Annotated in this window: 21 protein-coding genes; 9 read left to right on the forward strand and 12 right to left on the reverse strand. The window is 31.6% G+C overall.

From position 1 onward, the window contains the following. Positions 1 to 138: 138 nt before the first annotated feature. From ACE193_RS16045 to asnS, 5 genes are all read right to left on the reverse strand, one after another. Positions 139 to 990, reverse strand: coding sequence for a hypothetical protein (locus ACE193_RS16045; protein ID WP_375559235.1), 852 nt, complete (start codon positions 988 to 990; stop codon positions 139 to 141). Positions 991 to 1,483: 493 nt separating this feature from the next. Next, positions 1,484 to 2,809, reverse strand: a complete 1,326-nt coding sequence (locus ACE193_RS16050; protein WP_375559236.1) for a TraB/GumN family protein — start codon at positions 2,807 to 2,809, stop codon at positions 1,484 to 1,486. 121 nt (positions 2,810 to 2,930) lie between these two features. After that, a complete protein-coding gene (locus tag ACE193_RS16055; protein WP_375559237.1) occupies positions 2,931 to 3,431 on the reverse strand; it encodes a DUF2199 domain-containing protein in 501 nt (166 codons plus the stop codon). Next, positions 3,428 to 3,859 carry a hypothetical protein gene (locus ACE193_RS16060; protein WP_375559238.1) on the reverse strand — a complete coding sequence of 144 codons (432 nt, stop codon included), beginning with the start codon at positions 3,857 to 3,859 and terminating at the stop codon, positions 3,428 to 3,430. The genes ACE193_RS16055 and ACE193_RS16060 overlap by 4 nt, the downstream gene beginning before the upstream one ends. A gap of 12 nt (positions 3,860 to 3,871) precedes the next feature. Further along, positions 3,872 to 5,341, reverse strand: coding sequence for an asparagine--tRNA ligase (asnS, locus tag ACE193_RS16065; protein ID WP_375559239.1), 1,470 nt, complete (start codon positions 5,339 to 5,341; stop codon positions 3,872 to 3,874). A gap of 318 nt (positions 5,342 to 5,659) precedes the next feature. On the opposite strand from asnS, the gene ACE193_RS16070 reads away from it, so the two are divergent. The 3 genes from ACE193_RS16070 (at position 5,660) to ACE193_RS16080 (ending at position 9,646) form a co-directional block, all read left to right on the forward strand. Beyond that, a complete protein-coding gene (locus ACE193_RS16070) occupies positions 5,660 to 7,534 on the forward strand; it encodes a TrkH family potassium uptake protein (protein WP_375559240.1) in 1,875 nt (624 codons plus the stop codon). 79 nt (positions 7,535 to 7,613) lie between these two features. Then, on the forward strand, positions 7,614 to 8,411 hold the full coding sequence (locus tag ACE193_RS16075) for a hypothetical protein (protein ID WP_375559241.1): 798 nt from the start codon (positions 7,614 to 7,616) through the stop codon (positions 8,409 to 8,411). 2 nt (positions 8,412 to 8,413) lie between these two features. Further along, complete coding sequence (locus tag ACE193_RS16080) at positions 8,414 to 9,646, forward strand: M14 family zinc carboxypeptidase (protein ID WP_375559242.1); 1,233 nt, start codon at positions 8,414 to 8,416, stop codon at positions 9,644 to 9,646. Between the two features lie 47 nt (positions 9,647 to 9,693). Here ACE193_RS16080 and ACE193_RS16085 read toward each other — a convergent pair whose 3' ends face one another. From ACE193_RS16085 to ACE193_RS16095, 3 genes are all read right to left on the reverse strand, one after another. After that, positions 9,694 to 10,230, reverse strand: a complete 537-nt coding sequence (locus ACE193_RS16085; RefSeq protein ID WP_375559243.1) for a DUF1877 family protein — start codon at positions 10,228 to 10,230, stop codon at positions 9,694 to 9,696. Between the two features lie 77 nt (positions 10,231 to 10,307). Beyond that, a complete protein-coding gene (locus tag ACE193_RS16090) occupies positions 10,308 to 10,940 on the reverse strand; it encodes a LysE family translocator (RefSeq protein WP_375559244.1) in 633 nt (210 codons plus the stop codon). A 28-nt stretch (positions 10,941 to 10,968) separates the two neighbouring features. After that, a complete protein-coding gene (locus ACE193_RS16095) occupies positions 10,969 to 12,360 on the reverse strand; it encodes a bifunctional UDP-3-O-[3-hydroxymyristoyl] N-acetylglucosamine deacetylase/3-hydroxyacyl-ACP dehydratase (protein ID WP_375559245.1) in 1,392 nt (463 codons plus the stop codon). 304 nt (positions 12,361 to 12,664) lie between these two features. Between ACE193_RS16095 and ACE193_RS16100 the strand changes: the two genes are divergently transcribed. Next, on the forward strand, positions 12,665 to 13,609 hold the full coding sequence (locus tag ACE193_RS16100; protein ID WP_375559246.1) for a hypothetical protein: 945 nt from the start codon (positions 12,665 to 12,667) through the stop codon (positions 13,607 to 13,609). Next, positions 13,599 to 14,351: a hypothetical protein gene (locus tag ACE193_RS16105; RefSeq protein WP_375559247.1), complete on the forward strand. Its 753-nt coding sequence runs from the start codon at positions 13,599 to 13,601 to the stop codon at positions 14,349 to 14,351. The genes ACE193_RS16100 and ACE193_RS16105 overlap by 11 nt, the downstream gene beginning before the upstream one ends. 131 nt (positions 14,352 to 14,482) lie before the next feature. On the opposite strand, the gene lpxD is transcribed toward ACE193_RS16105, so the two are convergent. Beyond that, on the reverse strand, positions 14,483 to 15,511 hold the full coding sequence (gene lpxD, locus ACE193_RS16110; RefSeq protein ID WP_375559248.1) for a UDP-3-O-(3-hydroxymyristoyl)glucosamine N-acyltransferase: 1,029 nt from the start codon (positions 15,509 to 15,511) through the stop codon (positions 14,483 to 14,485). A gap of 84 nt (positions 15,512 to 15,595) precedes the next feature. Beyond that, positions 15,596 to 16,468: a nucleoside triphosphate pyrophosphohydrolase gene (mazG, locus tag ACE193_RS16115; protein ID WP_375559249.1), complete on the reverse strand. Its 873-nt coding sequence runs from the start codon at positions 16,466 to 16,468 to the stop codon at positions 15,596 to 15,598. 325 nt (positions 16,469 to 16,793) lie between these two features. Between mazG and ACE193_RS16120 the strand changes: the two genes are divergently transcribed. After that, positions 16,794 to 17,771 (forward strand): AAA family ATPase, encoded by a 978-nt coding sequence (locus ACE193_RS16120; protein ID WP_375559250.1) that lies wholly within the window; start codon positions 16,794 to 16,796, stop codon positions 17,769 to 17,771. Between the two features lie 145 nt (positions 17,772 to 17,916). Next, on the forward strand, positions 17,917 to 18,138 hold the full coding sequence (locus ACE193_RS16125) for a hypothetical protein (RefSeq protein WP_375559251.1): 222 nt from the start codon (positions 17,917 to 17,919) through the stop codon (positions 18,136 to 18,138). Between the two features lie 8 nt (positions 18,139 to 18,146). On the opposite strand, the gene ACE193_RS16130 is transcribed toward ACE193_RS16125, so the two are convergent. Together ACE193_RS16130 and ACE193_RS16135 are read right to left on the reverse strand one after the other, a co-directional pair. Further along, positions 18,147 to 19,040, reverse strand: coding sequence for an IS982 family transposase (locus ACE193_RS16130; protein WP_375559252.1), 894 nt, complete (start codon positions 19,038 to 19,040; stop codon positions 18,147 to 18,149). Positions 19,041 to 19,476: 436 nt separating this feature from the next. Continuing rightward, positions 19,477 to 21,045: a choice-of-anchor D domain-containing protein gene (locus ACE193_RS16135; RefSeq protein WP_375559253.1), complete on the reverse strand. Its 1,569-nt coding sequence runs from the start codon at positions 21,043 to 21,045 to the stop codon at positions 19,477 to 19,479. Positions 21,046 to 21,393: 348 nt separating this feature from the next. On the opposite strand from ACE193_RS16135, the gene ACE193_RS16140 reads away from it, so the two are divergent. Both ACE193_RS16140 and ACE193_RS16145 read left to right on the forward strand, forming a co-directional pair. Further along, positions 21,394 to 22,341, forward strand: a complete 948-nt coding sequence (locus ACE193_RS16140) for a hypothetical protein (protein ID WP_375559254.1) — start codon at positions 21,394 to 21,396, stop codon at positions 22,339 to 22,341. Positions 22,342 to 22,554: 213 nt separating this feature from the next. Next, on the forward strand, positions 22,555 to 25,884 hold the full coding sequence (locus ACE193_RS16145) for a carboxypeptidase regulatory-like domain-containing protein (protein ID WP_375559255.1): 3,330 nt from the start codon (positions 22,555 to 22,557) through the stop codon (positions 25,882 to 25,884). Positions 25,885 to 25,945 lie beyond the last annotated feature (61 nt).

The following is a 25,945-nucleotide window of genomic DNA, read 5'->3' on the forward strand; positions in this document are numbered from 1 at the left end:
CATAGACTGATTAATACATAAATTCTAATACCGAGTTCATGTAAGAATAGAAAAATAACTCTACATTTTTATGAGAATGTTATGATTAACTTGAAATTGGTATTCGAAATAGCTCTTTTAGTTGTTTAATTATAAAATCTAAACAGGCAAAGCTTCTTCTGTGATTTTCATATCATGCAAAAATGTACTTCCATCAGAATGATAAGATTGTTGTGCTGCAAAATCAGTAATAAAATGATTTGCTTTTGCTTGAAAAATGCTAGAAGGTGTTTGTTCATTAAACTCAGCAAAATTGCCACTTCCTAGTTTCTCTGAAACAATTTTATCATTATAATCAATTCCTTTTGGAGTGAGTTTGTGCCAAGTAACTTGTACGTGAATTACCTCTTCACGTCCAAAATAATAACCACGAATAAGCTCTATTCCTGTAATAAGATAACCTTCTTTATAAATTTCGGTTGAACCTCCATCATTTCCTCCAAAATGTTTGCCCATTCTTTTGGACTTAAATAATTTGTCTTTTGTTCCTATTTCACTAAAAATAGGCGTAAAACCATCGATAATATCTCCACTACGTACCACAAAACCAGTCAGAGCTAAGAAATTATCTTGCTCAATCGGATTTCCTTCACTTTTTTCTTTATCTACCAACTGACTTTTTGCGCTTTTCATTTCGGTTACACCTACTTTATCTGTTTGGACAATACTAGGCGCATTGAATTGAGGCAAAAGGTCTAATTCTTTTGAATTAAGTATTTCATTTACACCTGCTGTGATTTTTTTGTCTTCTATCAAATTTACTTTTATCAAAAACTCTAAAGATTTGGCTCTTACTTTTGGGTCTGGCGATTCCATGGCTTTTTGAATGAGAGCCGATTGTGCATTTTTCTTGGCAAGTTGCGTCGACCAATAGCCATTGACGATATTTCCAATGACTGTTCCTAAGATTGCCAAAAGACCTGTAATGAGTAAAGGAGTAATTTGTTCCATACATCTTGTAATAAGTTTTGATATTTACTTCTCAATATAGGAAATTTGATTGTTTTTTCTAGCTATTTTTAGAGAGAAATTGATGAAAAAGAAAAAATCCTCTTCTAATTTTGAGAAATTAAAAAAGGATTTGAAATAGTTCTTGTCCAGGGCAAACGCACGAAAATAAAATGTGTAATTTTATCAGCAGTTCCCAATGTAAATTAAATTAGCAATAAAACGCCTTTCTAGGATTCAAAAATTTGAAAAAGTAGCTTTAAACTCTCTTAAATGTTGATTTTTTTAGCAAAAAAAAGACTAAATCATAGCTTTGAGATTGAATTCGTGTTACATTGGGAATTGCTGTAATTTTATACTCTTTTTGACCTATTTTTTTAGTTTTAAAATTCAAGCGAGGACGCTTGAATTAGACAAAAACAGGTTTAAGCGTCCTCGCTTGAACCAATTCTTAAAAAATAAAATTTCGTGCGTTTGCCCTAGTTCTGACCAGAATTTATTTGATTTTAAAGGAATTGATAAATTTATCAGCAAAATCAGCTTTTATAACTTGTTCTTCTCCTACTACCATAATCATTATTACTCTATCCAGTTTTTTATTGATTACATAAATAGCTCTCATCGTTTGTCCCATCATATTAAGCTGGGTTTCTACGGCATCAAGCCCATCAATTTTTATTTCATGTAATACTGAACTTGATTGAGAGTTTTTGATATTTGTTTTTGTTTCTTCGTAAAATTGTTCTCTCGTTCTGCCTTCTGCTTTTATTTCTTGAGAATAAACCATAAAAGCATTTTTATTGCCATTTATTGTTTGTTCTAATGTATAACGTTCTTGAGAAGGGTCTTTTTGAATAGGTTTTTCATTTGGAAATTTACACGAAAAATCTTTTGTTTTGAAAGAAACCCATTTTGGATTATAATCAATTCTTACTTTAGGTTCTTCGGTATAAGTAGGCATCACAGCTTCTACAGTATATCCTTTTTGGCGCAAGACTGCAATAAAACCATCTTCTGCTCCCAAATGACCAGCACCAATAGCAATAAGACGATTCGATTCTAATTTCAATAAACTATCAGTACGCTGAATCATTCTGATATTTCTTTTTGTCATTATTTGCTCTACAAAATCAGGGTATTCTTCTTGATAAGTTGCTATAAAACTAGCACTTTTATCAATATCTTGTTCTAAATAGGCAGCCGTTACTTCTTCCATTTCTTCTTTATCAGCTTCAACATTATAGATGACATGTCGCAACATACTTAATTGTTCGTCCATGTTTACATCTCCAAATGATTTGTACTGCTCGGCAGTAGTTTCTAAGCCTATCATTTTTTGATTTCTATCTTTTGCCTTTAAACCAAACAGAAAGTCCATAGGAAGTTCCATATTTTTTTCTGCATGCTGCATTGAAAGTTGAGAACTAATAATCAGAGGTTTTATTTTATCTAAAAAAGGTAACAAACTTGCTAGTTTGGAATCTTCTTTTACACGTTTTTCAAGTTCTGCATAGTCTTTTTCTCCAAGAAGTTTTTTTAGTGATTTTCCATCTTCCATTGACATTCCTGATAATCCAGCAAAAGGATTGGTTTCGTGTACTTCTACTATTATCGAATTTACAGTTCGTAAAACTCGTTTCATCGAATCACTAAAATTCATAAATTTGTTATTTGGAACATGAATTGTCCCATACAAATAAGAAGGTTCTGAAAGTCCGTTTCCAGAAATTCTCCAAAGTAGTGTTTTTTCGTTTGAATTTTGAGCGCAAGCTATATTTGTTAGGAAAAGAAATAAGAAGGCTAATTTTAAAATTTTGTTCATTTTTGTTGGGTTTATTTTTTGATTTTAAATAATTTGCAAAGATAGTTTCTGTTTTATAAAGTATGTGTTTTTGTAATAAAAAAAGTCTTTTCCAACTTAGTTAGAAAAGACTTTTTGAGGTTTATATTATATGACTAATTCTTCGTTTTGCTTCTTCTTCCGTAATTCCATTATAATAATCTTCAACAAAAGGATGTTCAAAATTTTCATCAGGAATGATTTCTGGACGTTGATTGCCTTCTAAAACACATATTTTGACAGGAACTTTGATAATATCTTTGTATTCTGAAATAGAATTACTAATCCAACCAAAATAATTTGTAGAATCCTCTTCATTATTAAAGTTATCCCAATAATCTTGATGGCTTTTCTCACTTACAGAAACCCAAAGACCATATTCAAGCTCTTGACAACTATTAAGAATTTTTTGCGACAAGACACAGCGAATAAATCTATCAGTTTGATCTTCATAGTGAATGATACAAAAATCAGCACCTAATTTTGCTCTATTATTTCTTTCTTCTTTTGAAAGATTAGTATAGTAAATAGGCGCATCGAAAGCTATTGCTAAACTATTAAAATCATCATGTTCTATACCACATTCACTACAAAAGTAAGTCATATTATACTATTTTTATGAATGTCATTAATAAAATTTTCATCAAAAGATTTTATTGTCAAGAACTCAAAATTAACAATAAAACAATGTTTTAAATCATTCTGAATTAGGATATTCTCTTTTGATTGTTCCATTAACTGATTTACTAAAAGTGTGTCTGGAATAGGTTTAGCAAACTGATAGATAACCAAACTTTGTGTATTTAATTCAATTATTTCTTTAAGAGTAGCTAAATTTACTTGTAAATTTACACTCATATTCCGAACAGAGATATTCCTTAAATTTTGATTCTCTGAAATTTTTAAATCAGTTTTCCACCAAGAAGTAGAAGAATTTGGATTAAAATTACTTATAAAAATATGGTCTGACTCTTTATCGATAAGTTTCCAAATATCTTCATTAGAATCAATTTCTATTGTTATTTCGTGCATTTTCATAATTTCTTAAAACTCAGCATTTTTAGGAGTTCTAGGAAAAGGAATTACATCTCTAATATTTCCCATTCCAGTAATAAACAATATCAAACGCTCAAAACCAAGTCCGAAACCAGAGTGTTCTACCGTTCCAAATTTACGAGTATCCAAGTACCACCAAAGCTCTTCTGTAATTCCCATTGCATCAGTACGTGCTTGTAATCTGTCCAAACGCTCTTCACGCTGCGAACCTCCTACAATCTCTCCAATTCCAGGGAAAAGTACGTCCATTGCTGCTACGGTTTCTTTTCCTGCTTCTTCTCCATCGTTCTGACGCATATAAAATGCTTTGATGTCTTTCGGATAGTTATAAAGAATAACAGGCGTTTTGAAGTGTTTTTCTACTAAGAAACGTTCGTGTTCAGATTGTAAATCAACTCCCCATTTTACATCATACTGGAATTTACCTTTTTTGTAATGCTTAGAGTTAAGTAAAACATCAATCGCTTCTGTATAAGTAATTCGTTTGAAATCATTTGCCAAAACAAACTCCAATTTTTGAATTAGACCCATTTCTGCACGCTCTTCTTTTTTCTTTTGAGAATTTTCTTTTACAAATTTTGTATTTAAAAATTCAATTTCTTCTCTATAATTGTCTAAGGCATATTTTATTAAATACTTCAAGAAATCTTCTACCAAATCCATATTATCTTTCAAATCATAGAAAGCCATTTCGGGTTCTACCATCCAAAATTCAGCTAAATGACGAGCTGTATTTGAGTTTTCAGCTCTAAAAGTAGGACCAAAAGTATAAACTCTTCCCAGTCCTAAAGCTCCTAGTTCTGCTTCTAGCTGTCCAGAAACAGTAAGGTTGGTTGGTTTTCCGAAGAAATCTTCTTTGTTATCTATTTTTCCTTTGTGGTCGCCTTCTGCAATTTTAGGAATTGAATCAAAATCATCAATGTCAAAATTGGTTACTCTAAAAATTTCTCCTGCTCCTTCTGCATCAGATGCTGTAAGGATTGGAGAATGCCAATAATAAAAACGACGTTCATTGAAATAATTATGAATGGCGAATGAAAGTGCATGACGTAAACGGAAAATTGCGCCAAAAGTAGTAGTACGACTTCTAAGGTGTGCATTTTCTCTCAAAAATTCCATAGAGTGTGCTTTTGGTTGAATCGGATATTTTTCAGCATCAGCATCCCCCAAAACCTCTATCGAATCAGCCACAATTTCTACGCTCTGACCTTTTCCTTTTGATTCTACTAAAGTTCCTGTAACCGAAACGGCAGCACCAACATTAAAACGCTTTCTAAGATTTTCATCAAATTTTTCGGCATCAGCCACTACTTGAATATTTTCAAGGCTAGAACCGTCATTAAGTCCTAAAAAACGAACATACGCATTTCCACGTTCTCCACGAATCCATCCTTTTGTATGGACAGGTTGGTCAAATTCTTTTGACTCTAATAAGTCTTTTATATCTTGTCTTTTCATAATGTAGCCAATAGCTTCCAAGCTATCGTTTAAAGTATCATAAATTAAAGTCTTTGTATTTTTCTGACAGCTTGGAAGCTGACAGCTACGTAGTACAAAACAACGTCATTTTTTTCAAAATATAAAATTGAAACACAAAATAGTCGTTCTAAGGTTCATTTTTTTATAAAAATAGACTTAATCTACTAAGTTTCAAGTTTATTTGATTATTATTTTGCCAAAAAAATTTGTTTCTTTGAACTAAAATTCAATTTGTGTTCGTATAAAAAATAGTACTTGTTATTTTTTATACCAATAAAGTAAAATTGTACATCCTGCTTGAAGAATTTTAAAACTCGTTTTTCTACATATAGAAATACTTTTCGGGAACGATTTCAAAACCATGTGTTTGAAAGTCGGGACAGAATTTTATTACTGATAAAGACACTTTCAGTAATCTGTTCGGCTATTGCGCTTGGCTTTTTGGTGTATCGTTATGGTTTTCATGTAGATGCTCCTATTGAACGAGTGATTTTTGGTACATTAGATATTATTTTTTTTGCTTTTGCAATATTTTTTATTTTTAGGGTCATTTATGATTCTCATTGGATAGATTTTTTACGTAAAAACTGGTTTGAGGCTCTTCTGATTGCTTTTGTTATTTTTTGTGGAATAATAAATTATATTCTCAATTTCAGAATTACCTACTATTATTTTGAACTTTTAGGATTTTCTAATCCAGAACTCTCTAATCAGCATTTTCTGTCAATTTATATGCTCTTGATGATAGGGTTAGATTTGACACGTATCACGACACACCTTTCAGAAATTAGCTATAAACCTGCTACAACTTTCCTTCTTAGTTTTGTTCTTTTGATTTTGATGGGAGCAGGTCTTTTGATGCTGCCGACAATGACTCCTGGTAAAACAAGTTTGGATTTGATTGACGCTATCTTTACCTCTACGAGTGCTTCTTGTGTTACTGGACTTATTGTAGTGGATACGGCTACTGCTTTTACGCTCAAGGGACAGATTGTAATTTTGGTGCTGATACAATTAGGAGGGATTGGAATGGTATCTTTTGCTACATTTTTTGCTAGTTTCTTGACACAAGGAGTAGGAATAAAACACCAATCTATTATTCAAGATTATTTGAGTAGTGAATCGCTTGTTTCGGCTACCAAACTTCTTCGTAAAGTTGTTTTGATTACTCTTTTTATTGAGCTGTTGGGTACAATCGGCATTTATTATGCGTGGGACGAAGAGCTTTGGGAACAAAGTCAGCAATTTGAAGATGTAGGACAAAAAATATTCTTTTCCTTTTTTCATTCAGTTTCTGCTTTTTGTAATGGTGGTTTTAGTTTGTTTTCTGGAGGAATGGCAGATACAAATTACAAAATTGATAGAATGTACAATCTACATTTTATTATTGTTTGGATTGTCGTTTTGGGTGGACTTGGTTATACAACCATTGAAGATATTTTTTCATTCAGAAGCATAAAAGAGCGTTTTGTAAAACCTTGGAAACAATGGAATGTAGTAACCAAAATCAACGTTTATACTACAATGACGTTGCTTGTTATTGGTACGATTGGTTTTCTTTTATTAGAAATAGAAAAATTAACAGACAGAACTATTATTCAAGCCTTCGTAACGGCACTTTTTCAGTCCATGACAACAAGAACGGCAGGTTTTAATACAATGGATTTTGAAGCATTGAATCCTGCTACGATTATGATGTGTTTGGTATTGATGTTTATTGGTGCTTCTTCGGGTTCGACGGCTGGTGGTATCAAAATTACTACTTTTGTGTTAGTTTTTGTGGCTGCTGTGGCGAGTATCAGAAGGCAGGAGCGCATCGTAATTGCAAACCGAACTATTCCAGATGAGCTTATTAGAAAAGCATTTGCCATTTTTATTTTTGCGATTGCATATAATATTTTGGCTATTTTTCTTCTACTTTTGGTACAAGAACCCTCCTCTCCAAACGATACAAAATTTATATTAAAGATTATTTTCGAACAGGTTTCTGCCTTTGCAACCGTCGGAATTAGTATGAACTTAACAGGTGAACTCTCTTTTTGGGGAAAAGTAATTATTATTATGTCTATGTATTTGGGACGTGTCGGAACACTTACTCTTGCTCTTGCTCTTAGTAATGCTGTTGTTACAAATTCTTATCGTTATCCGAATGCTCACGTAATGGTGGGTTAGTAAAGTCAGAAGTATGAGGTTAGAAATCAGATTTTACTAATTGAAATTTGATTGAATTAAATCAAAAATAATAAAAAAAATGCTTCACACTCACTATTTAGACAGAACTACCCATTCAGATTTTTTAAAACAAGAGCGTATTGACCCTATTACAGGAGAAAAAATAGAAGAAGGGCATACTATTGTGATTTGTGCTGCTTGTAAATCTGCTTTTTTTATAGAAAGTTGGGAGTATTTGGGAAATGAACATTGTAATCAAAAAGAAAGTTTATCTGAAATTCCTGTTTCTAAATTATTACAATTAGTTGCAAAACCTTTAGAGTATTTGCCTTTTTTGTTTCGAAGAGGAAGTTATTTTTCCCAAGAAGGAAAAGAAGGACAGAGAGAATTTATCAAAAGTTCAATACTAATTAGTTTAGGAGCAATAGCACTTACATTTACAGTAATGTTTATGGTTTTTTTTATTGGAATTAAAACATCTCCTATTTATGGTGTTATTTTTTTAGGGATTGCATTAAGTATGATTGGCGTAGCTGTAAACTTGAATCGTAGAAAAAGGTCTTTTATAGGTAAAGACAACCCTAAGAAAGCTACTTATGTAGCTCTTGATTTGAAAAATCAATCTATAAACTATAAAAAAAAGAAGATTGAAAATAAAATTAATTTTACTCAAATTAAGGAGTTGAAATATTCTCTTAAATATATGTCGGCTCAAGTTTGTCGGAAAGAAGATAATTATATACTTTCTTTAGAAATTAAGACTAAAGAAGAAAAAAAAATAAAGTTTCATACTATTTTACATCAAGACAAAATCCCCAACTGGAGTAAATTTTTGGAAGAATTACCTTATAGCATCCCTGTATTAAATCAAAAATAAAAATGAATTTTACGCCACAACTTTTAGAAAATTATTCACTCTATAAAGAAAAATTATTAGTTTATAGACATTTTCAACCTGAAGAATTTAATGAGCTTTTAGAGGATGTAATAAAAAAACAAAATTCTAATTTCACTAAAAACAAATTAGGAGAATCTGCTCAAAAAAGACCTATTTATCATCTTACTTTTGGGAATGGAAAAACACCTGTTTTGCTTTGGTCACAGATGCATGGCAACGAACCAACAGCAACAATGGCACTTTTAGATATTTTTCATTTTTTAGAAAATCCATTTACAGAAGAAGATAAGAAATTAGTAGAAATTCTAAAAGGTCATTTTACACTGCATTTTGTTCCTGTTCTTAATCCTGATGGAACAGCACTTTTTACACGCAGAACGGCACAAGGAATTGATATGAATAGAGATTTCGTAGAAAGACAAACACCAGAAGCAAATTTACTCATTGATTTGGCTGCCAAAATACAACCTCTTTTTAGTTTTAATCTACACGACCAACGTTCAAAGTATTCAGTAGGAAAAACTCCTGTTCCGACTACACTTGCTTTTCTTGCTCCTGCTTTTGATAAGGAAACGACCATTAAAAAAGAAGGAATGCGAAGATTAGAAGCCATGCAAGTAATTTCTTTGATGGTAGAAGGATTGGAGGAAGAGTTAGGAGGAAAGATGGCTAAATTTGATGATGAATTTGAAGTTCGTGCTTTTGGAGATGGTTTTCAGAAACTTGGCTACGGAACAATTTTGATAGAATCGGGTCATTATCCAAACGATTGGGAAAAGCAAGAAGTCAGAAAATATAATTATGTTTCTATTCTGAATGGACTTTTAAGCATTGCTAATGACTTACACAAAGATAAATCAATAGAAGCCTACGAAAAATTACCTTTAAATGGAACACAGTTTTATGATGTAATTCTTAGAAATGTAGAAATTGAATATCCACAGTTTGTAAAGTTTAGAGCAGATATAGCTTTTGAAAGACATTCTAAATTTGATACAAAAGAACATCAATATCTGTTTAAAAGTCAGATAGTGGATATGGGAGATTTATCGACCTTTTACGGACACGAAGAGCATAATTTAGAGGACTACAAACTTATCATGCAAAGTGAAAAAATAGACCTTGAAAAGAATCCTAATTTGGTTTTTGAAAATATAAAAAATCCGAATAAGCGTTTTGTTGTTGTGAATGGTGTTGTGTCTGGATTGATTTAAGATTTTCTATTGAGGTGGGGAAAGGAGTTGCTTTTCCCTACCTATTTTTAGCTCAAAAAGGAAAGAATATAATTTTTGTTTTTAGTGGCTTCATTAAAAATCATTTTTAGCTTATCAAACCCGTTCTCAATATCTAATTTATTGTACGCTTTATCCGTAGTTTCGTGGTCGTGCCATATTTCGGGATAAACTCTGTTATTGTTGAGTTCTTCTGAATTATATTGAGATAGAAAGTATTCTTTATCTATTTCGTTCAGAATTTGATTTAGTAGGTTTACTCTTTTTGGAGGTAAGTATGAAATAGCATTGTCTTTAAAATCTGAATTGCCATCATATTCTCCTTCTAATGAGTCAAAATAATCAATAATACTGTCTCCGATGTGGTCTTTAGAATAGAAAACTTCTTGAATAACTTCTTTGTATTCATCAGAAATTGTTTTTTGAAGAACAAATAAAATGCCCTCAAAGTTATTTTCAAAAACTTGATATTCCTCCGTCATTTTCTCATCAAAACAAGAAGGATTTTGAGCTAAAATATCAAATTGTTCTTTACTGATTTCGTATAAGGCTATGCTTTGTCCCATTTTATTTTTTATGTAAAAAACGCATTTACTAGAAAAGCAAATGCGTTTTGAGTTTGTATTAAAGTTTGCTGATAAAATTATTTGATTTTAGTAAAAGCCATTTTAACTGCAAGTCCTGTTAGTACAGAAGCCATAAACCATTTTTGGATTTTCAACCAAAGAGGTTTTTTTGAAAACCAGTTGGCTATCTTTGCAGCAAAAATTACGATTAAAAAATTAACTGTAAGACTAATTATAATTTGAATGATACCAAGTTGAAAACTTTGAAGCAAAACTGAACCGTATTCTACCTTTATAAATTGAGGGAAGAAAGATAAATAGAATACAGCCATTTTAGGATTAAGTATATTTGTTAATAACCCAATATTAAAGAGCCTTAATGAACTATCTTTTTCTAGTGTTTTATTGCTTTCAAAAGCTTTGTTTTTTGAGGTAAGAGTTTTGTATGCCAAATATAACAAATACCCTACTCCAAGAAATTTGACAACTATAAAGGCATACGGAATAGCAAAAAATATAGCTGTAAGTCCAAAAGAAACCATAAGAACATGAAATAAAAATCCACTAATTACTCCCAAAAGGGAAATAAGACCTGCATTTTTTCCTTGTGATAATGAACGTGAAATTAGATAAATCATGTTTGGTCCTGGAGACAAAACCATTATTAAAGATGCTAGTGCAAATAAAAGTAAATCATTAAAAGGTATCATAAAAATAGTATATTTATTGAATATTCTTTTAGTCTTTCTTTACAATACCAGCCGTCAAGACAGCTTCACAAACTAACTTACCTGCTACATAAGCTTGTCCTTTCATTTTAGCAATTCCTCTACGAATAGGTGCTACAAGCTCACACTTGAAAATAACTGTATCTCCTGGTAAGACTTTCTGACGGAAACGACAATTATCAATTCCGATAAAATATGACCAATAATTATTTGGGTCATCAACTGTGTTCAAGACCAAAATCCCACCTGTTTGTGCCATCGCTTCTATTTGTAAAACACCAGGCATTACTGGGTTTTCTGGAAAGTGTCCTTGAAAAAATGGTTCATTCATTGTTACATTTTTTACTCCAATAACCGACGTTTCATCTAAATAAATGATTTTATCGACGAGCATAAACGGATAACGATGAGGAAGAATTTTAGATATTTGATTTACATCTAAAACGGGAGGTGTTTTTGGGTCATACTTTGGAATCTGAACACCAGATGCTTTCTGAATTCTTTTCTTTATTTTTTTAGCAAAAGCAACATTTGCAGCATGTCCTGGTCTTGCAGCCAAAATTTGTGCTTTCAACGGACGACCAACTAGAGCCAAATCACCCACTAAATCTAACAATTTATGTCTTGCTGGTTCGTTTTTATAACGAAGTTCTACATTATTTAATGTTCCTTCTTTCTTTACTTCTATTTTGTCTTTATTAAACATTTTGGCAAGACGAGCCATTTCTTCATCCGACAAAACTCTATCTACAATCACGATAGCATTATCAAAATCGCCACCTTGAATAAGATTATTATTATAAAGCGTTTCCAATTCGTGTAAGAAACAAAAAGTGCGACAAGAAGCAATTTCCTTTTCAAACTCAGAAATATCATTTAAAGCTGCATACTGACTTCCCAAAACAGGCGAATTATAATCTACCATTACAGTAAGACGATAATTATCCAAAGGAAGAGCTGCAATTTCTATATTTTTATCTGCATCTGTATAATGAATACTTGTATCGATTTCAAAGAAATTACGAGGTACATTTTGCTCTTCTAGTCCAGCCTCTTTTAATTTATTAATAAAATCAATGGAGCTTCCATCCATAATTGGAGGTTCGGGTCCATCTAATTCAATCATTACGTTATCGATTTCCAAACCGACAAGAGCAGCTAGTGTATGTTCTACCGTATTTACTCGTGCTTCTCCTTTTTCGATGGTTGTTCCTCTTGACACATCAACTACAAAATCTACGTCTGCATCTACGACAGGTCTTCCTTCTATGTCTATTCTGCAAAATTTTATTCCATGATTTGGTTTGGCAGGTAAAAAAGTCATGGTAGATTTTACGCCTGTATGCAGACCGATTCCTGAAACGGTAACGGATTTTTGTATTGTGTGTTGATTGGTTTTCATATATATAAAGACAGATTTAAAGGCAAGTTGTTGAGCCAGTTATGACCTTAGTATCAATTTTTGAGATAAATTAAAAGAAATAACGAAATAGACTTAGTTTATTAGTTCTACAAAGGTAAAAACTTCTTTTGAATAATGAATTAATTAAGACTACTTAATTATCAGAAGACATCTTTATAAAAGCATTGTTTGTCTTACTGTTTATGTCGTGCTAAAATAAATCAAGTGAGTTTTATGTTTTAAAATAAATTACCTATTTTAACAAGTATCAAACATTTAGTTTTTCAAAATCAGATTTTTCTTTATGAAAAAAATACTTCATCCTCTTATTCCTTTATTTATTCTGCTCATCTTGGGAGGGAAATATGTCCATGATGTATTTTGGATTGATAAATACGATGAAAAACAGCTTGTACTATTAGAACAAACCAAAGCAGACACGGATAGATTATCAAATCTATTTGCTCATACAGCAGATAAAAGTATTCATTCAGCAGATGCTTGTTTTTCCGAAATGGGTAATTTTGATAGGTTTTTCTATAAAGTTCTAATTGATAAATCTGATAGTTTGCGAAGTATTCATTCTAGATATTTAAAGAAAATAAACAAACCTGTTTATGAGCTTGAAAATAAAATTAAATCTTCACACAAGGCAGAAAAAGCAAAAATCTATAACAAGTATTTTTCTATCGAAGAGTTAGAAATTCAAACATTATTTCAAGAGTATGTACAAGAAATCAGCAAAATAGATACTTTACTTGCTCAAAAATATCAAAACTATACATTTCAGAATGGACAATCTAATAAGAAACTAACTGAAAAATATTTAAAAGGAAAGACTATAGAAACTCTTATTCATTTAGCGAGAGTTAAAGCAGAATTAGCGTATATCAATTTTGTATCTATTATTATTTTAGCTGAAGAATATGGCTATTTTAAGTGTAGTGATAAATCTATTAATAATATTTTCTTTCCTACAATACATAAATCTGAAAAAGGAAATTATGATGTCTTTATGGTTGAAGTAGCTCCTTTTATGGATTCTACAAGAAAAAGTATAGCAACGAAAGAGCATTTTCAAACCAATGTCAAGTATCACATTAACGAAAAAGGTTTTTTCATAATAGATGAAGGAAATTTTGATATAAAAGACTTACAATTCAAATGGTTTCCAGATATAAATCACAATGATAATCATAAAAGAATCTATTTAGAATACGGAATAGACAGAACCCAATATGAAAAATAAAAAAACATACTATACAGTTTCGGCTTTGCTTTGGCTTCTTGTGGGCTTAATTTCTTATCAACTTTATTTACTTCAGAACAATAAAAACAAAACTGAAAAACACCTTATTGTTTCTGCAAATGAAATTCATAAGTTGCATAATTTAGGATTTAATGAACTAGAAATTTGGAGAAAAAGAGATAAAAGAGGTATGATAATGATGGAATATGATAATCCAAGAGGTAGAGTAATATTGGATAGTATATCTATAGTAGAAGATATTGTTGATTCTCTAGAAATGAAAGGTAAAATCAATTTTGCAAATGTAGAGTCATTATATTACGTAGATTACTCTGGTGGTAATGAATATATAAGTATGTTGAAGCCTATAACTGAAAATGAACATTTTTATAATAAATCTAACTTGTATAAACTATTGTACAAAAATACTCTCTTAACTACTCTTAGAGATGATAATAACGAAAAATATCACAAAATAGGATGCTTTTGTCATTTTTTTAGACTACCAAAATTATATCTATTCGAAAAAAATAAGATAGGATTGCAATTAGATAGAGGTTATTTTGATATTTTTTACTGTAACTATCCAAAAACAAACTCTACTAATTTTGAATTTGAAACCGTTGTAGAAAAGCTAGGCAGAAATCCTCAAACAATCCGTACACGCTACAAAACGACTCCTAAAGGAGATTTTTTAGGAAAGTATGATTATGAAGAAATTGAAACGATTGTAGAGAAATAGGTTTGTGTGACGTAACATATTCGTAAAACTTTGTCAGTAGTTTTTCGGTAATCCAAAATAACTCTGACAATAGTTGAGCAAAAACTATTGACAGCCTTGTGAAAGGACTGTCAAAGTTTTAAAAAAATCATTTACCCATTCACTTTCCTATCCAATTCATCAACTTTTTTCTTCAAAGAAGCTAAGTTTTTAATGACGACAAAGTTTTTGATTTGTTGTCCGTGTTCGTTGGCAGGAGAACCCAAAAGATTTCCTCCTTTTTTTGTATAGGTTTTCGAAACACCACTTTGTGCAGCAATGGTTACTTTATCAGCAATTTTGATATGCCCAACCACTCCAACTTGTCCAGCTAAAATACAGCTTTCTCCAATTTCAGAAGAACCAGAAACACCACTTTGTGCAGCAATAACGGTATTTTTTCCTACTTGAACATTATGAGCAATCTGAACTAAATTATCAATTTTGACACCTTTTTTGATGAGTGTCGAACCCATTGTAGCGCAATCAATAGCAGCATTTGCACCAATACTAACATTATCTTCCAAAACTACATTTCCAATTTGAGGAATAGCTTGGTATGAACCATCTTTTTGAGGAGCAAAACCAAAACCATCACTTCCGATGACTGCACCCGAATGAATAATGCAATTTTTACCAATTTTAGTGTTTGAATAGATTTTTACGCCTGCATAAATAACAGTATCATCATCTATTTTACAATTATCTCCAATATAAGAATTAGGATAAATCTTGACATTATTTCCTATTTTGGTATTCTCACCTACATAACTAAATGCTCCCAAATAAACATCTTCGCCCAAATCGCTTGTGCTAGACTGAAAAGAAGGTTTTTCGATGCCTACTTTTTTCATCAATGTCATTTGTTGATAAGCTGTAAGAAGTTTTCCAAATGCTGTATAAGCATCAGGAACACGAATAAGTGTAGTAGAAATAGGTTCTTTTGCTTCAAAATTTTCACTTACCAAAACAGCCGTTGCTTTGGTTTCATAAATGAAATTTTCGTATTTTGGATTTGCCAAAAAAGCAATCGCACCTGTTGTACCTTCTTGTATTTTGGCAACTGTATTAATTTTTGCCTTCTCATCTCCTTCCACTTTTCCACCTACCAAATTGGCGATAGCCTGTGTAGTTAGTTCCATTTGTTATGTATTATTTCCCTTTATTTTCTTAGACCCTAAGGGTTTCTGAAAACCCTTAGGGTCTGTTTTATTATTATTTATTGGTTATATTTTCTTTGCCTTTTGCCAGTAATTTTCCATTTCAGCTAAGGTCATTTCTTCTAATTTTTTTCCGTCTTTTTGTGCTTCTGTTTCCAAAAACTCAAAACGACCTATAAATTTTCTGTTTGTTTTTTCAAGTGCATTTTCAGGATTTATACCCAAAAAACGAGCATAGTTAATCATTGAAAAGAGTAAATCTCCAAATTCTTGTTCGGCTTCTTCTTGATTAGTTACTTTATGAACAGTGTTGTCAGAAGTATCAATATGTTCGAATAATTCGCTTTCTTCTTCCTTGACTTTCTCCCAAACATCAACTGCTTTATCCCAATCAAAACCCACTCCACGAGCTTTTTCTTGAATTCGGATTGCTTTTACAAGCGCAGGCATAGATTTAGGAACACCTTCAAAAAGACTTTTTGGTTTTTGAATAGAATCAGAATTACCTTTTTCTTGTAATTTAATTCTTTCCCAATTCAATTTTACCTCTGCTTCTGTTTCTGCAATAACATTGCTATAAATATGAGGATGACGATGAATAAGTTTTTCGCAAACAGAATTTAAAACATCTGTAACATCAAAATCATTAGTTTCAGAAGCAATTTTGGAATAAAAAACTAAATGCAACATCAAATCGCCTAGTTCTTTTTTGATTTCTGTTTTGTCTTTCTTGTCTTTTTGTGATAAAATGGCATCAGAAAGCTCGTACACTTCCTCAATCGTAAGGTATCGAAGCGATTCTAATGTCTGTTTTTTGTCCCAAGGACAATTTTCTCTAAGGTCTTCCATCACAAAAAGCAATCTTTGAAAAGCCTTTGTTGGTTCTGTTTGGGTTTCTTTTACCCTTTCAAGAAGAGATTCTGATTTAGTTTTTTGCAAAAGTGAAGTTGAAAGCGAAGTCGAATTCTAAAAATATACTTTAACTATATAATTTATTCGTAATTCGTAATTAATAATTCGTAATTGGTTCTACAAATTTCTTAAAAAAAAATGGATTGACAAAAGATAGCTAATTATTACTTATCTTTCAGAATAATTCTTAGAAAGAAACTAAAAGAAATGGCTAAGATTTGCAAAATACAATTTTTAAACAAATCTTTGTCTTATGTTGTGTTCAACTTATTAATCATAGAGTTTTTACACCAAAATCATTTATGTAGAAGTTTGATTTATCAAACCCTCAAAAAACGTAATTTATCATTATATGACTGCTGATAATCAAGAGCTTAGAGCTAAAATAGAACAGGTTTATACAGAAATGGGAAAAGTTGTCGTCGGACAGCGTTATATGGTCAATCGTCTTTTGATTGGACTTTTTACACAAGGACACGTACTTTTAGAAGGTGTTCCAGGACTTGCCAAAACTTTGACAGTAAATACACTTGCAAAAGTATTGGATTTAGGTTTCCAACGTATTCAGTTTACACCAGACCTTTTACCTGCTGACCTTATCGGAACAATGATTTATAATCAAACAAGAGGAGAATTTGAGGTAAAGAAAGGACCTATTTTTTCAAATATTATTCTTGCTGATGAAATCAACCGTTCTCCTGCCAAAGTACAGGCTGCTCTTTTGGAAGCCATGCAAGAAAGACAAGTTACGATTGGAGAAACTACTTTTAAGTTGGATAAGCCTTTTTTGGTATTAGCAACGCAGAATCCAGTCGATCAAGAAGGAACATATCCACTTCCAGAAGCACAAGTCGATCGTTTTATGATGAAAGTTTTTATTACTTATCCAGATAAAAAATCGGAATTAGAAATTATGCGTCGTATGGCAAATACAAATTATAAAGAAGAAGTAAATCCAGTTCTTTCTAGTAATGAAGTTTTTGCTATTCGTGAAGCCATCAATCAAGTAAAAATGAACGAGCAGCTTGAAGAATATGTAGTCGAACTAATTTTTGCAAGTCGTTTTCCAAAAGATTATGGCTTGAAAGAAGAAGCAAAATATGTTCAGTTTGGTGTTTCTCCTCGTGCTGGTATTGCGCTTAATCGTGCTGCAAAGGCGATGGCATTTATGGAAGGAAGAGATTATGTAATTCCAGAAGACATCAAAGAAGTGATTTATGATATTTTCGGACACCGTATTATTCTAAATTTTGAAGCCGAAGCTGAAGGAATCACAACACGAAATATCATTGATGGAATTTTGCAGAAAGTAGCTATTAATAAAGTGTAAGGAACAATTACGAATTAAAAATTACGAATTTAACTTATTAATTTCTATTCCTAAAAGATATATAAAAATAATTTAGAATGGATGATTTTTTAGTTTATGATTAAGAAGTTATCCATTTTTTATGCTGTTTTTTGAGTAAAAAGCTATGGAGGTAGAAAGAGAATATTTACAAATCAATGAAGATTCTATTTGCCTTATTGGTAGGGAGGAAATACATTGGAAAATGTATATTTCTGAAATAGAAATAGTGGCTTTTTATATTGATGAGAAAACAGGAGAAGCAATAGATATAATAACTGTATTAGACGTTTTTGGAAAGAAGAACTGTTTCAATCTCTCTGGCATCAGAAATTATAAAGGAACGTGAACTCGGTATTAGTTGGGAACAAAAACTCTAGGTTTTTCTGGGTATACATGATATGCGACTATTGTAGCTGCCATATGAGTAAAAGCATTTATTGGTTTTCTGTGTCTAGAATGTTCTAAGTCAAAAACGGAAGTTAAAATATCATTTACAGATTCAATAACGGCTCTTTTTCTGAGGGTATATTTTTCTTTCAAAGTGATGAGTTGATTCTTCATATTTTTTTTAGTTTTGGTTATCATTTTAAGTCCATTTTCATATAGTTTTTGCCATATTTTTGTCAAATATCCTTTATCACCGAAGGAGTTTCCTTTTAGATTTTTCAATAAATTTTTGAGTAAGTTATGATTATTATCTGCTTTGTTTGCTGCTGTAATTTCAAAAGCCATTACCTCTCCTAATTGATTGATAACTAAATGAAGTTTAAAACCAAAAAACCAACCCATTGAGCCTTTTCCTCGCTTTGCGCTGTCTTTAAACACTTTATGAGAATGAATACGGCGATTATCAGAGACCACTATTTTCTTAGAATCTACAAAATAAGTCCCTGTTTTTTGACTTTTAGAACAGAGTAATTTAGCCAGTACATACATCGGTAAACTTACTCTTTCTATCAATTCTAAAAAACGATTATAGGAGCAAAGTTTAGGAAAATAAGGGGCTAAATCAGTACAAACAAAACGCTGATAATAGTATTGAAAATTCTTATAACCTGAGTAATTATAATATACCAAGATAGTCATAATTTCACTCGCTGATAATTGTGGAACACGAGTAGGTAAAGAAGGAAAAGTAGAACTACTTTTCGTTCCTACCCAGTTACTGGATACATAAGATTGAGCTTGTAAACAGAACTCATCTACCAAATAGAAAATACCTATGAGGTGGTCTTCGTCGAATTTCATAGTTTTGTCAAACATAAGGCTAAAGAGATTAAAGTTGAGTAGAGCTATTCAAAAATAATCTTTTTTAGCCTTTTTTGATAAAAATAAATCAAATTAATACATAATTAACTAAATATCAAGTAGTTAAATACCGAGTTCACGTTAAAGGAGTAAAGAGTTGGTTAGATAGACATTATCATTTTGACAGAGTAAACTGGAATTATTTTAAAAAAAATAAGACAGCTATATTTTACCCTTCACCTCTTTATGGAAAGCCTATTTATAACCCATTCAAAACATTTTGGCTTGAACGAGGAGGGTTTTTGAATAAAGAAACGAAAATCTATTTAGCACAAAGGAAATTAGAAAAAGAAAAGCTCTTTAATAACTTTGAGCATTGAATAAAGTCTTTATTTCATTTTCAGAAATAAGGACTTTTCTATTTATATCAAAAACTCTAGTTTGCACCATTAGGACGTAAAAGCCTATATTTTTCCAAATTACTACGCTGTCCTGTGGGAAGTTCTAAATACACCTCAAAATCTAAATAGTCAGCTTCTGCAAAACGAATACTTTGTCTATAAAAAAGCTCATCAAAATCATTCTCAAAGAAAATTCGTCTTCCATCTGTTCCGAAAGTAGTTACTGAAAAAGAATCACTCCCTCCACTATCTGTAATTACTCTTACTCTCAATACAGCAGCACCAGTAACGATATTTTGTGGGTCAATCACTTCAAATTCTTTCTGAAAAAGGGTGCGATTTGCACCTGTATTTGAAGGAACTGTATTTAGTCCATCTGGAATAGTAACTGTCAGATAATTGATACGAAAAGCAGGTTCTTTTACTGTAAAACGAATCTTGAATGTAAATGGATTTTCGTCTGGGTCGTTGTTTTGAATGCTTATTGTTCCTATATTTTCTCCTAAAGTAGTAGCTGTAAAACGAACAAAGAAACGAGTTTTTTCAGTTGGCTCTAAGCTATTTGTAGTTATATTCGAAACATCAAAATCAGAATTATCACTTGAAATGCTAGAAAGATTAAGCGTTGTATTTCCTTGATTTTCAATCTCAAACTCAAAAATTTCTTGAAAATCCGTTTCTAAATCTCCTCCTTCTATAAACTCAAAGCCATTTTGTAGCTCTGTACTATTTCCATCTCTATAAAAAACGGCAATATCTGGCTCAGGTGCAGGATTTGGATTAGCAATTATTTCGAAAATATAGGGGTTTTCTTCATTATTGGGGTCATTATTTTCAATCTGAATTTGAGTAGAATAATTTCTTGCTTCAGTAGGTTCAAAGATGACTAAAAAAGTAGTTTCTTGATTAGGCAAAAGTTCGTTTTGAGCTACATCTTGCACTTCAAAATCAGTTGTTGTAGAAATAATATCTGAAATAATGAGTTTTGATTCTCCTTCATTTTTGATAGTAAAAATGGTTTCATAACGCTGTCCTGCTTCTGTATCATTCAAAAAATAAGTTCCTGTTTGGGAAGGAATAAAAGTAGTTTGTTGATACACTTTTATATCTGGAAATTTTGGCGCAGGTGGAGGGTTTACAATTATTTTGATGAAGAAAATAAAGCTAGGTTCGTTCCAATCATTCGAAAGAATCGTAATCGGAATTTGATACTCTCCTATTTCCAACCCTTCAAAATCTAGTCTAAAAGAATCATTTTCACCTGTTTCAAACTTATTTTTTAGAGGTTGAATAATTTCAAAATTGAGTGTAGAATCTGTACTTGTTGATTGTATTTCGCCTATTTTAAGGATATTTCCTCCTTTATTCTCTATCAAAAAAGAAAGTTCAAAACCTAGTTGTTCTTCTACCTCATAAGTCAAAATCTGATTTTCGGCTATTTCATTTTTTGCAGGACTATCTATTTCACTTTGTAGCGAATAAACTACTAACTCTGGACAAAGAAGTTCCTCATTTTCTTGACAACTGACCAAAGAAAAGCTAAAAAACAATACTAAAGAAAGAAGAAAAAATAAATTAAGGTATTTTGAAAATATGAAATGCATAGAATTTTATTTTTTAATTAAATTATAAAGAAAGTAGTTTAGCTTCGCTGACTTACAGTTGTATTTATCTTCATTCATCATATAAATCATACAAATCATTTACCAATCCTACCTTATTGTATTTCTAAAAAGCAATTCTAAGGAAAAGAGTTTTGTAGAGAATTTGAAATTTATACCAATCAGAATAACATTTTCTCAGAAATTTTCGTTAATATTAACCAAATGTTACTAAATTGTTAATAGATTCATTCATTTAATCCCTATTTATTTTGGAATCTGTATCAAAGAACCTATTAAATTCTTCGTGATTATTCATTATTCTGACCACCTTTTAAATCATTTATTATTTTGAAACACTCTAAACACATATTATCGTATCGAATAAATATTTTACTTAGATTAGAAACTCTACTTTTTTCAAGCAAAAAGGCTTTATTTTTTGTTCTTCATTTGTTCATAGTGACAATTTTGATGAGTGGCTTTTCTTTTAGCTTTGCTCTGCCTACTTATTCTCTCAACTCGTCTTCTAACTCTCATAACGAACAGAAGATGTCTTCCCAAGTTTCTGATTTTTTAGATACTCATGATTCTATTACTCCAGAAATGAAGGAGAAAGCAATTAAGAAAATTATAGATTTTGATGCAACATTTAAGATTGTACCCACCAACGAAGCAAAAACATTAAGACGTTTGTTTTTTGCTGTACAAGAAACATTTTTAAAAGAATATACTTTATACTCTAGTTTTTTTCAAACGATTGATAGTGGAAAATATGATTGCTTGACTGGTTCTGTTTTGTATGCTGTACTGTTGGAAGAAATAAAGGAAAGAGGAAACTTTAATTATACCTATCAACTTGTCCAAACTCCAATTCATGTTTTTATAAAAATAGAATTATCAGATAAGAGTGAAATTATCTTTGAGAGTACCAATTTAGAAAAAGGATTTATTGCTACACCAAAAGGAATTGATTTTTACTTAGGAGAACAAGCGAAAAAAGTAGAAAAGGTAGTACAAAATGAAATTGTATTAGTATCAGATAATAATACATTTAACAATTTGGTAACATTGGAAAATGCTTCTGCCTTACTTTATTTTAATCAAGGAGTTTTGTTTTTTAACCAAAGAAAATTTGGAAAATCCCTCAAAATGGCTAAAAATGCCTTTTATTTCGAAAAAAATGAAGTTTTTTATAAATTAATCAAACTTTCTTTGCAAGAATTATTAAAAAATGATTCTATTTCAGAAAAAGAATATCATTTGAATATCAAAGAAAATATTTTAGTAAGTAATTAATTTGTACTGGAGGCAGTTTAAAAAATAAACTGAAAATAGTATATCTTCTTAAAAGTCAAGAATTTGAATATCGATTATTCTTAATTTGTTAATAATACTGAAACGTAAAGATTGATAGGTCTGTCTTACCTTTGTGGAAACTTAAATCAAAACTCTTGACCACTTGTGTCAGAGTTACTTAATTTTCTATTTAGCAACCCTTTTATCAATCTTATGATGAAGCATTACATCTTAAGCCTTATCGCTTTCGTATTTGCTTGTTCGGTAACATTCAATTCCTTCGGACAAGGCTCTACGACGGCATCCCTTAGTGGTGTCGTAAAAGACAAAAATGGAGAAGAACTTCCAGGTGCAACTGTTTTGGCAGTACACACACCAACAGGTTCTCAATTTGGAACTGTAACTTCTCTAAACGGTAATTATTCTATCCGTAATATGAATGTTGGTGGTCCTTATACTATTACTGTACAATATATTGGATATGAAGACAATAAAAAAGAAAATGTATATCTTTCTTTAGGTCAAACACTTAGTCTTGATTTCTTACTAGAAGAAACAGTAAGTGAACTAGCAGTAGTTACAGTAACTAGTGAAAGGGAAATTATTGATGGTGAAAAAACAGGTGCATCTACAGTTATTTCTACTGAAACAATTGATAACATGCCTACAGCTTCTCGTAATCTAGCTGATTATTTACGTGTTACTCCTCAAGCAAATGTAACAGAAGGAAATGATGGTCCTGAAATTTCTATTGCAGGACAAAACAATCGTTTTAACTCTATTTTTATTGATGGAGCTGTAAGTAATGATGTTTTTGGGCTTTCTGCTAGTGGTACAAACGGTGGACAAACAGGTATCTCTCCAATCAGTCCTGATGCGATTGAGCAGATGGAAGTAGTTGTAGCACCTTATGATGTTACTTTAGGTAATTTTACTGGTGGTGGTATCAATGCTGTTACTCGTAGTGGAACAAATAAAATTGAAGGTTCTGCTTATTGGTTTACTCGTAATGAAAATTTTGCAGGAAAAACTCCAACAGATACTGAAGGTGTAGAACGTCAAAAATTAAATGATTTTAAAAGTAATACATTTGGTTTTCGTTTAGGAGGTCCAATTGTTAAAAATAAAGTATTTTTCTTTGTGAATGCAGAGATGCAACGTGAAGAACAATCACAACCATTTCCATTTGAATCATTCCGTGGAGATGCTACTCAAGCAGACGTTGATCAGTTAGTAAACTTTGTTTCAACTAATTATGGTTATGATTTAGGTGGTTATTTAGACAATGGTCGTACAAGAGATGCTAATAAAGTCTTGGCTAAAATTGATTGGAATATTAGCCAAAAACACAAATTATCATTACGTCATAGTTATTCTTTTGGTGAAGAGTTGGAAGGACAAGCTAGTGATCCTAGTAATATCAATTTCTTGAGAGGTTCAGAACTTTTCCCTTCTAATACTAACTCTACTACTTTAGAACTAAAGAGTAATTTGAATGCTAATATGTCTAACAAACTTATTGTTGGTTATACTGCTGTTCGTGATGACCGCAACTTTGAAGGCGATCCATTTCCGAGAGTACAAATTCAAGATGGACGTAACAATATCAATTTTGGTTCAGAGCCTTTTTCTATTGGTAATGAATTGAATCAAGATGTATTTATCCTAACGAATAACTTCACTATCTTTAAAGATAAACATACAATTACTTTAGGTACTCACAATGAATTCTATTCTATTTATAATCTTTTCCTACGTGAAAACTATGGTGTTTATAGATATGGTAGTTTAGAGGATTTCTATAATGATAATCCAAATCGTTATGTACGTTCTTACTCTCTTCTTCCTACTGTAGATGCACAGCAAGGTGATGCTGCTAAAGCTGTAGCTGCAGAGTTTTCGGCTGCTCAACTAGGTTTTTATGTTCAAGATGAGTATTCAGCAACAGATAAACTTACTCTTACAGGTGGTCTTCGTATAGACATTCCTTTATTCTTTGATGAGCCTACTGCAAATGAAGGTTTCAATGCGAATGCTCTTCCTGAAATGCTTCAAACTTGGGCACCTGATGTAAGTGTTTCTTCAGGGACTATTCCTTCAGGAAACGTTCTTTTCTCACCTCGTTTTGGTTTCAATTATGATATAAAAGGAGATCGTTCTGTACAAGTTCGTGGTGGTCTAGGTTTATTTACTGGTCGTATTCCTTTTGTATGGCCTGGTGGAGCTTTTACAAACAATGGTGTATATATAGCAAGTGTTTTTGCTAATGATCCTCTTTCTGCTAGTGCTTTTGCAAATGGAGATACAACTGCACTACCATTTAATCCAGATCCTTTTGATCAATATACAGGTAGCGATATTGCTATTACAAATAGAGATGGAAGTATTTCAACTGTTTCGGAAGGTGCAAGTCAGATTGACCTTTTTGCAGATGATTTTAAGTATTCTCAAGTATTCCGTACAAGTTTAGCTGTTGATACAAAGCTTCCTTATGGTTTAGTAGGTACTTTAGAAGGGATTTATACAAAAAATATCAATCAAATTTTGTATCGCAACATCAATGTAAAAGCACCAGTAGGAAATGTTAATACGTCATTTGATAATCGTCCTGTTTATGATGGTGCAATTACTCGTGATTATGACCGTGTACTTTTGGCTACTAATACAAATGAAGGGTATTCTTATAACATTACTGCTCAAATCCAAAAACCATTCTCTGGTAACAAAATGGATTGGTCTGCAAACGTAGCCTATACGTATGGTCGTTCTACTTCAGTTCTTGATGGAACTTCTTCTCAGAACTCTTCTAACTGGAGAAACACGTATGTAACTGACAGAAATAACTTAGAACTTAGTCGTTCTAACTTTGACCCAGGACACCGTATTAATCTTTTTGTTTCTGGAAAAGCTACTTATGGCGATTTTGCATCAACTACAATATCACTTTTTTATAATGGACAGTCTGGAACACCATTCTCTTATGTTTATGCTGGTGCTATTCAAGGTGATGACCGTTCAGGACGTGATTTCAACAACTTACTTTTCATCCCTGAAAATCAAAGCCAAATCAATTTAATTGATAATATTGATAGAGATGGTAATTTAGTTGCTACTGCTGCTCAACAATGGACTGAGCTTGATGCCTTTATCGAAAATGATGATTACTTAAGTGCAAATCGTGGTAAATACGCAGAGCGTAATGGTGCACGTCTTCCTTTTCAGTCTATTCTTGATTTGAAATTAGTGCAAGACTTCTTTATTACTACAGGTAGTGGAAGTCGCAATCAACTTCAAATTACTTTTGATATCTTCAACTTCTCTAATTTCTTGAATAAAGAATGGGGGCGTCGTCGTGAAATGCCTTTTGATAGCTATGCTGCTATTGACTTTGAAGGATTTGTAGACGAAGATAATGGCGATTTTACTCCTCAATTTACTTTTGAAGATGGTGGAACAGCTAAAGAAGTATCTGAAATTGTAGATACTGGATTCTACAGCTCACGTTGGCAAATGCAACTTGGTGTACGTTATATCTTCAAATAATAATTGATAGAATCTCGTAATTAAGTTTGGAAAAATAAATTCAAAACCCTTTCAGAAATTT

Origin of the sequence: Bernardetia aquimarina, assembly GCF_042180575.1 — a bacterium.
Taxonomy (GTDB): domain Bacteria; phylum Bacteroidota; class Bacteroidia; order Cytophagales; family Bernardetiaceae; genus Bernardetia.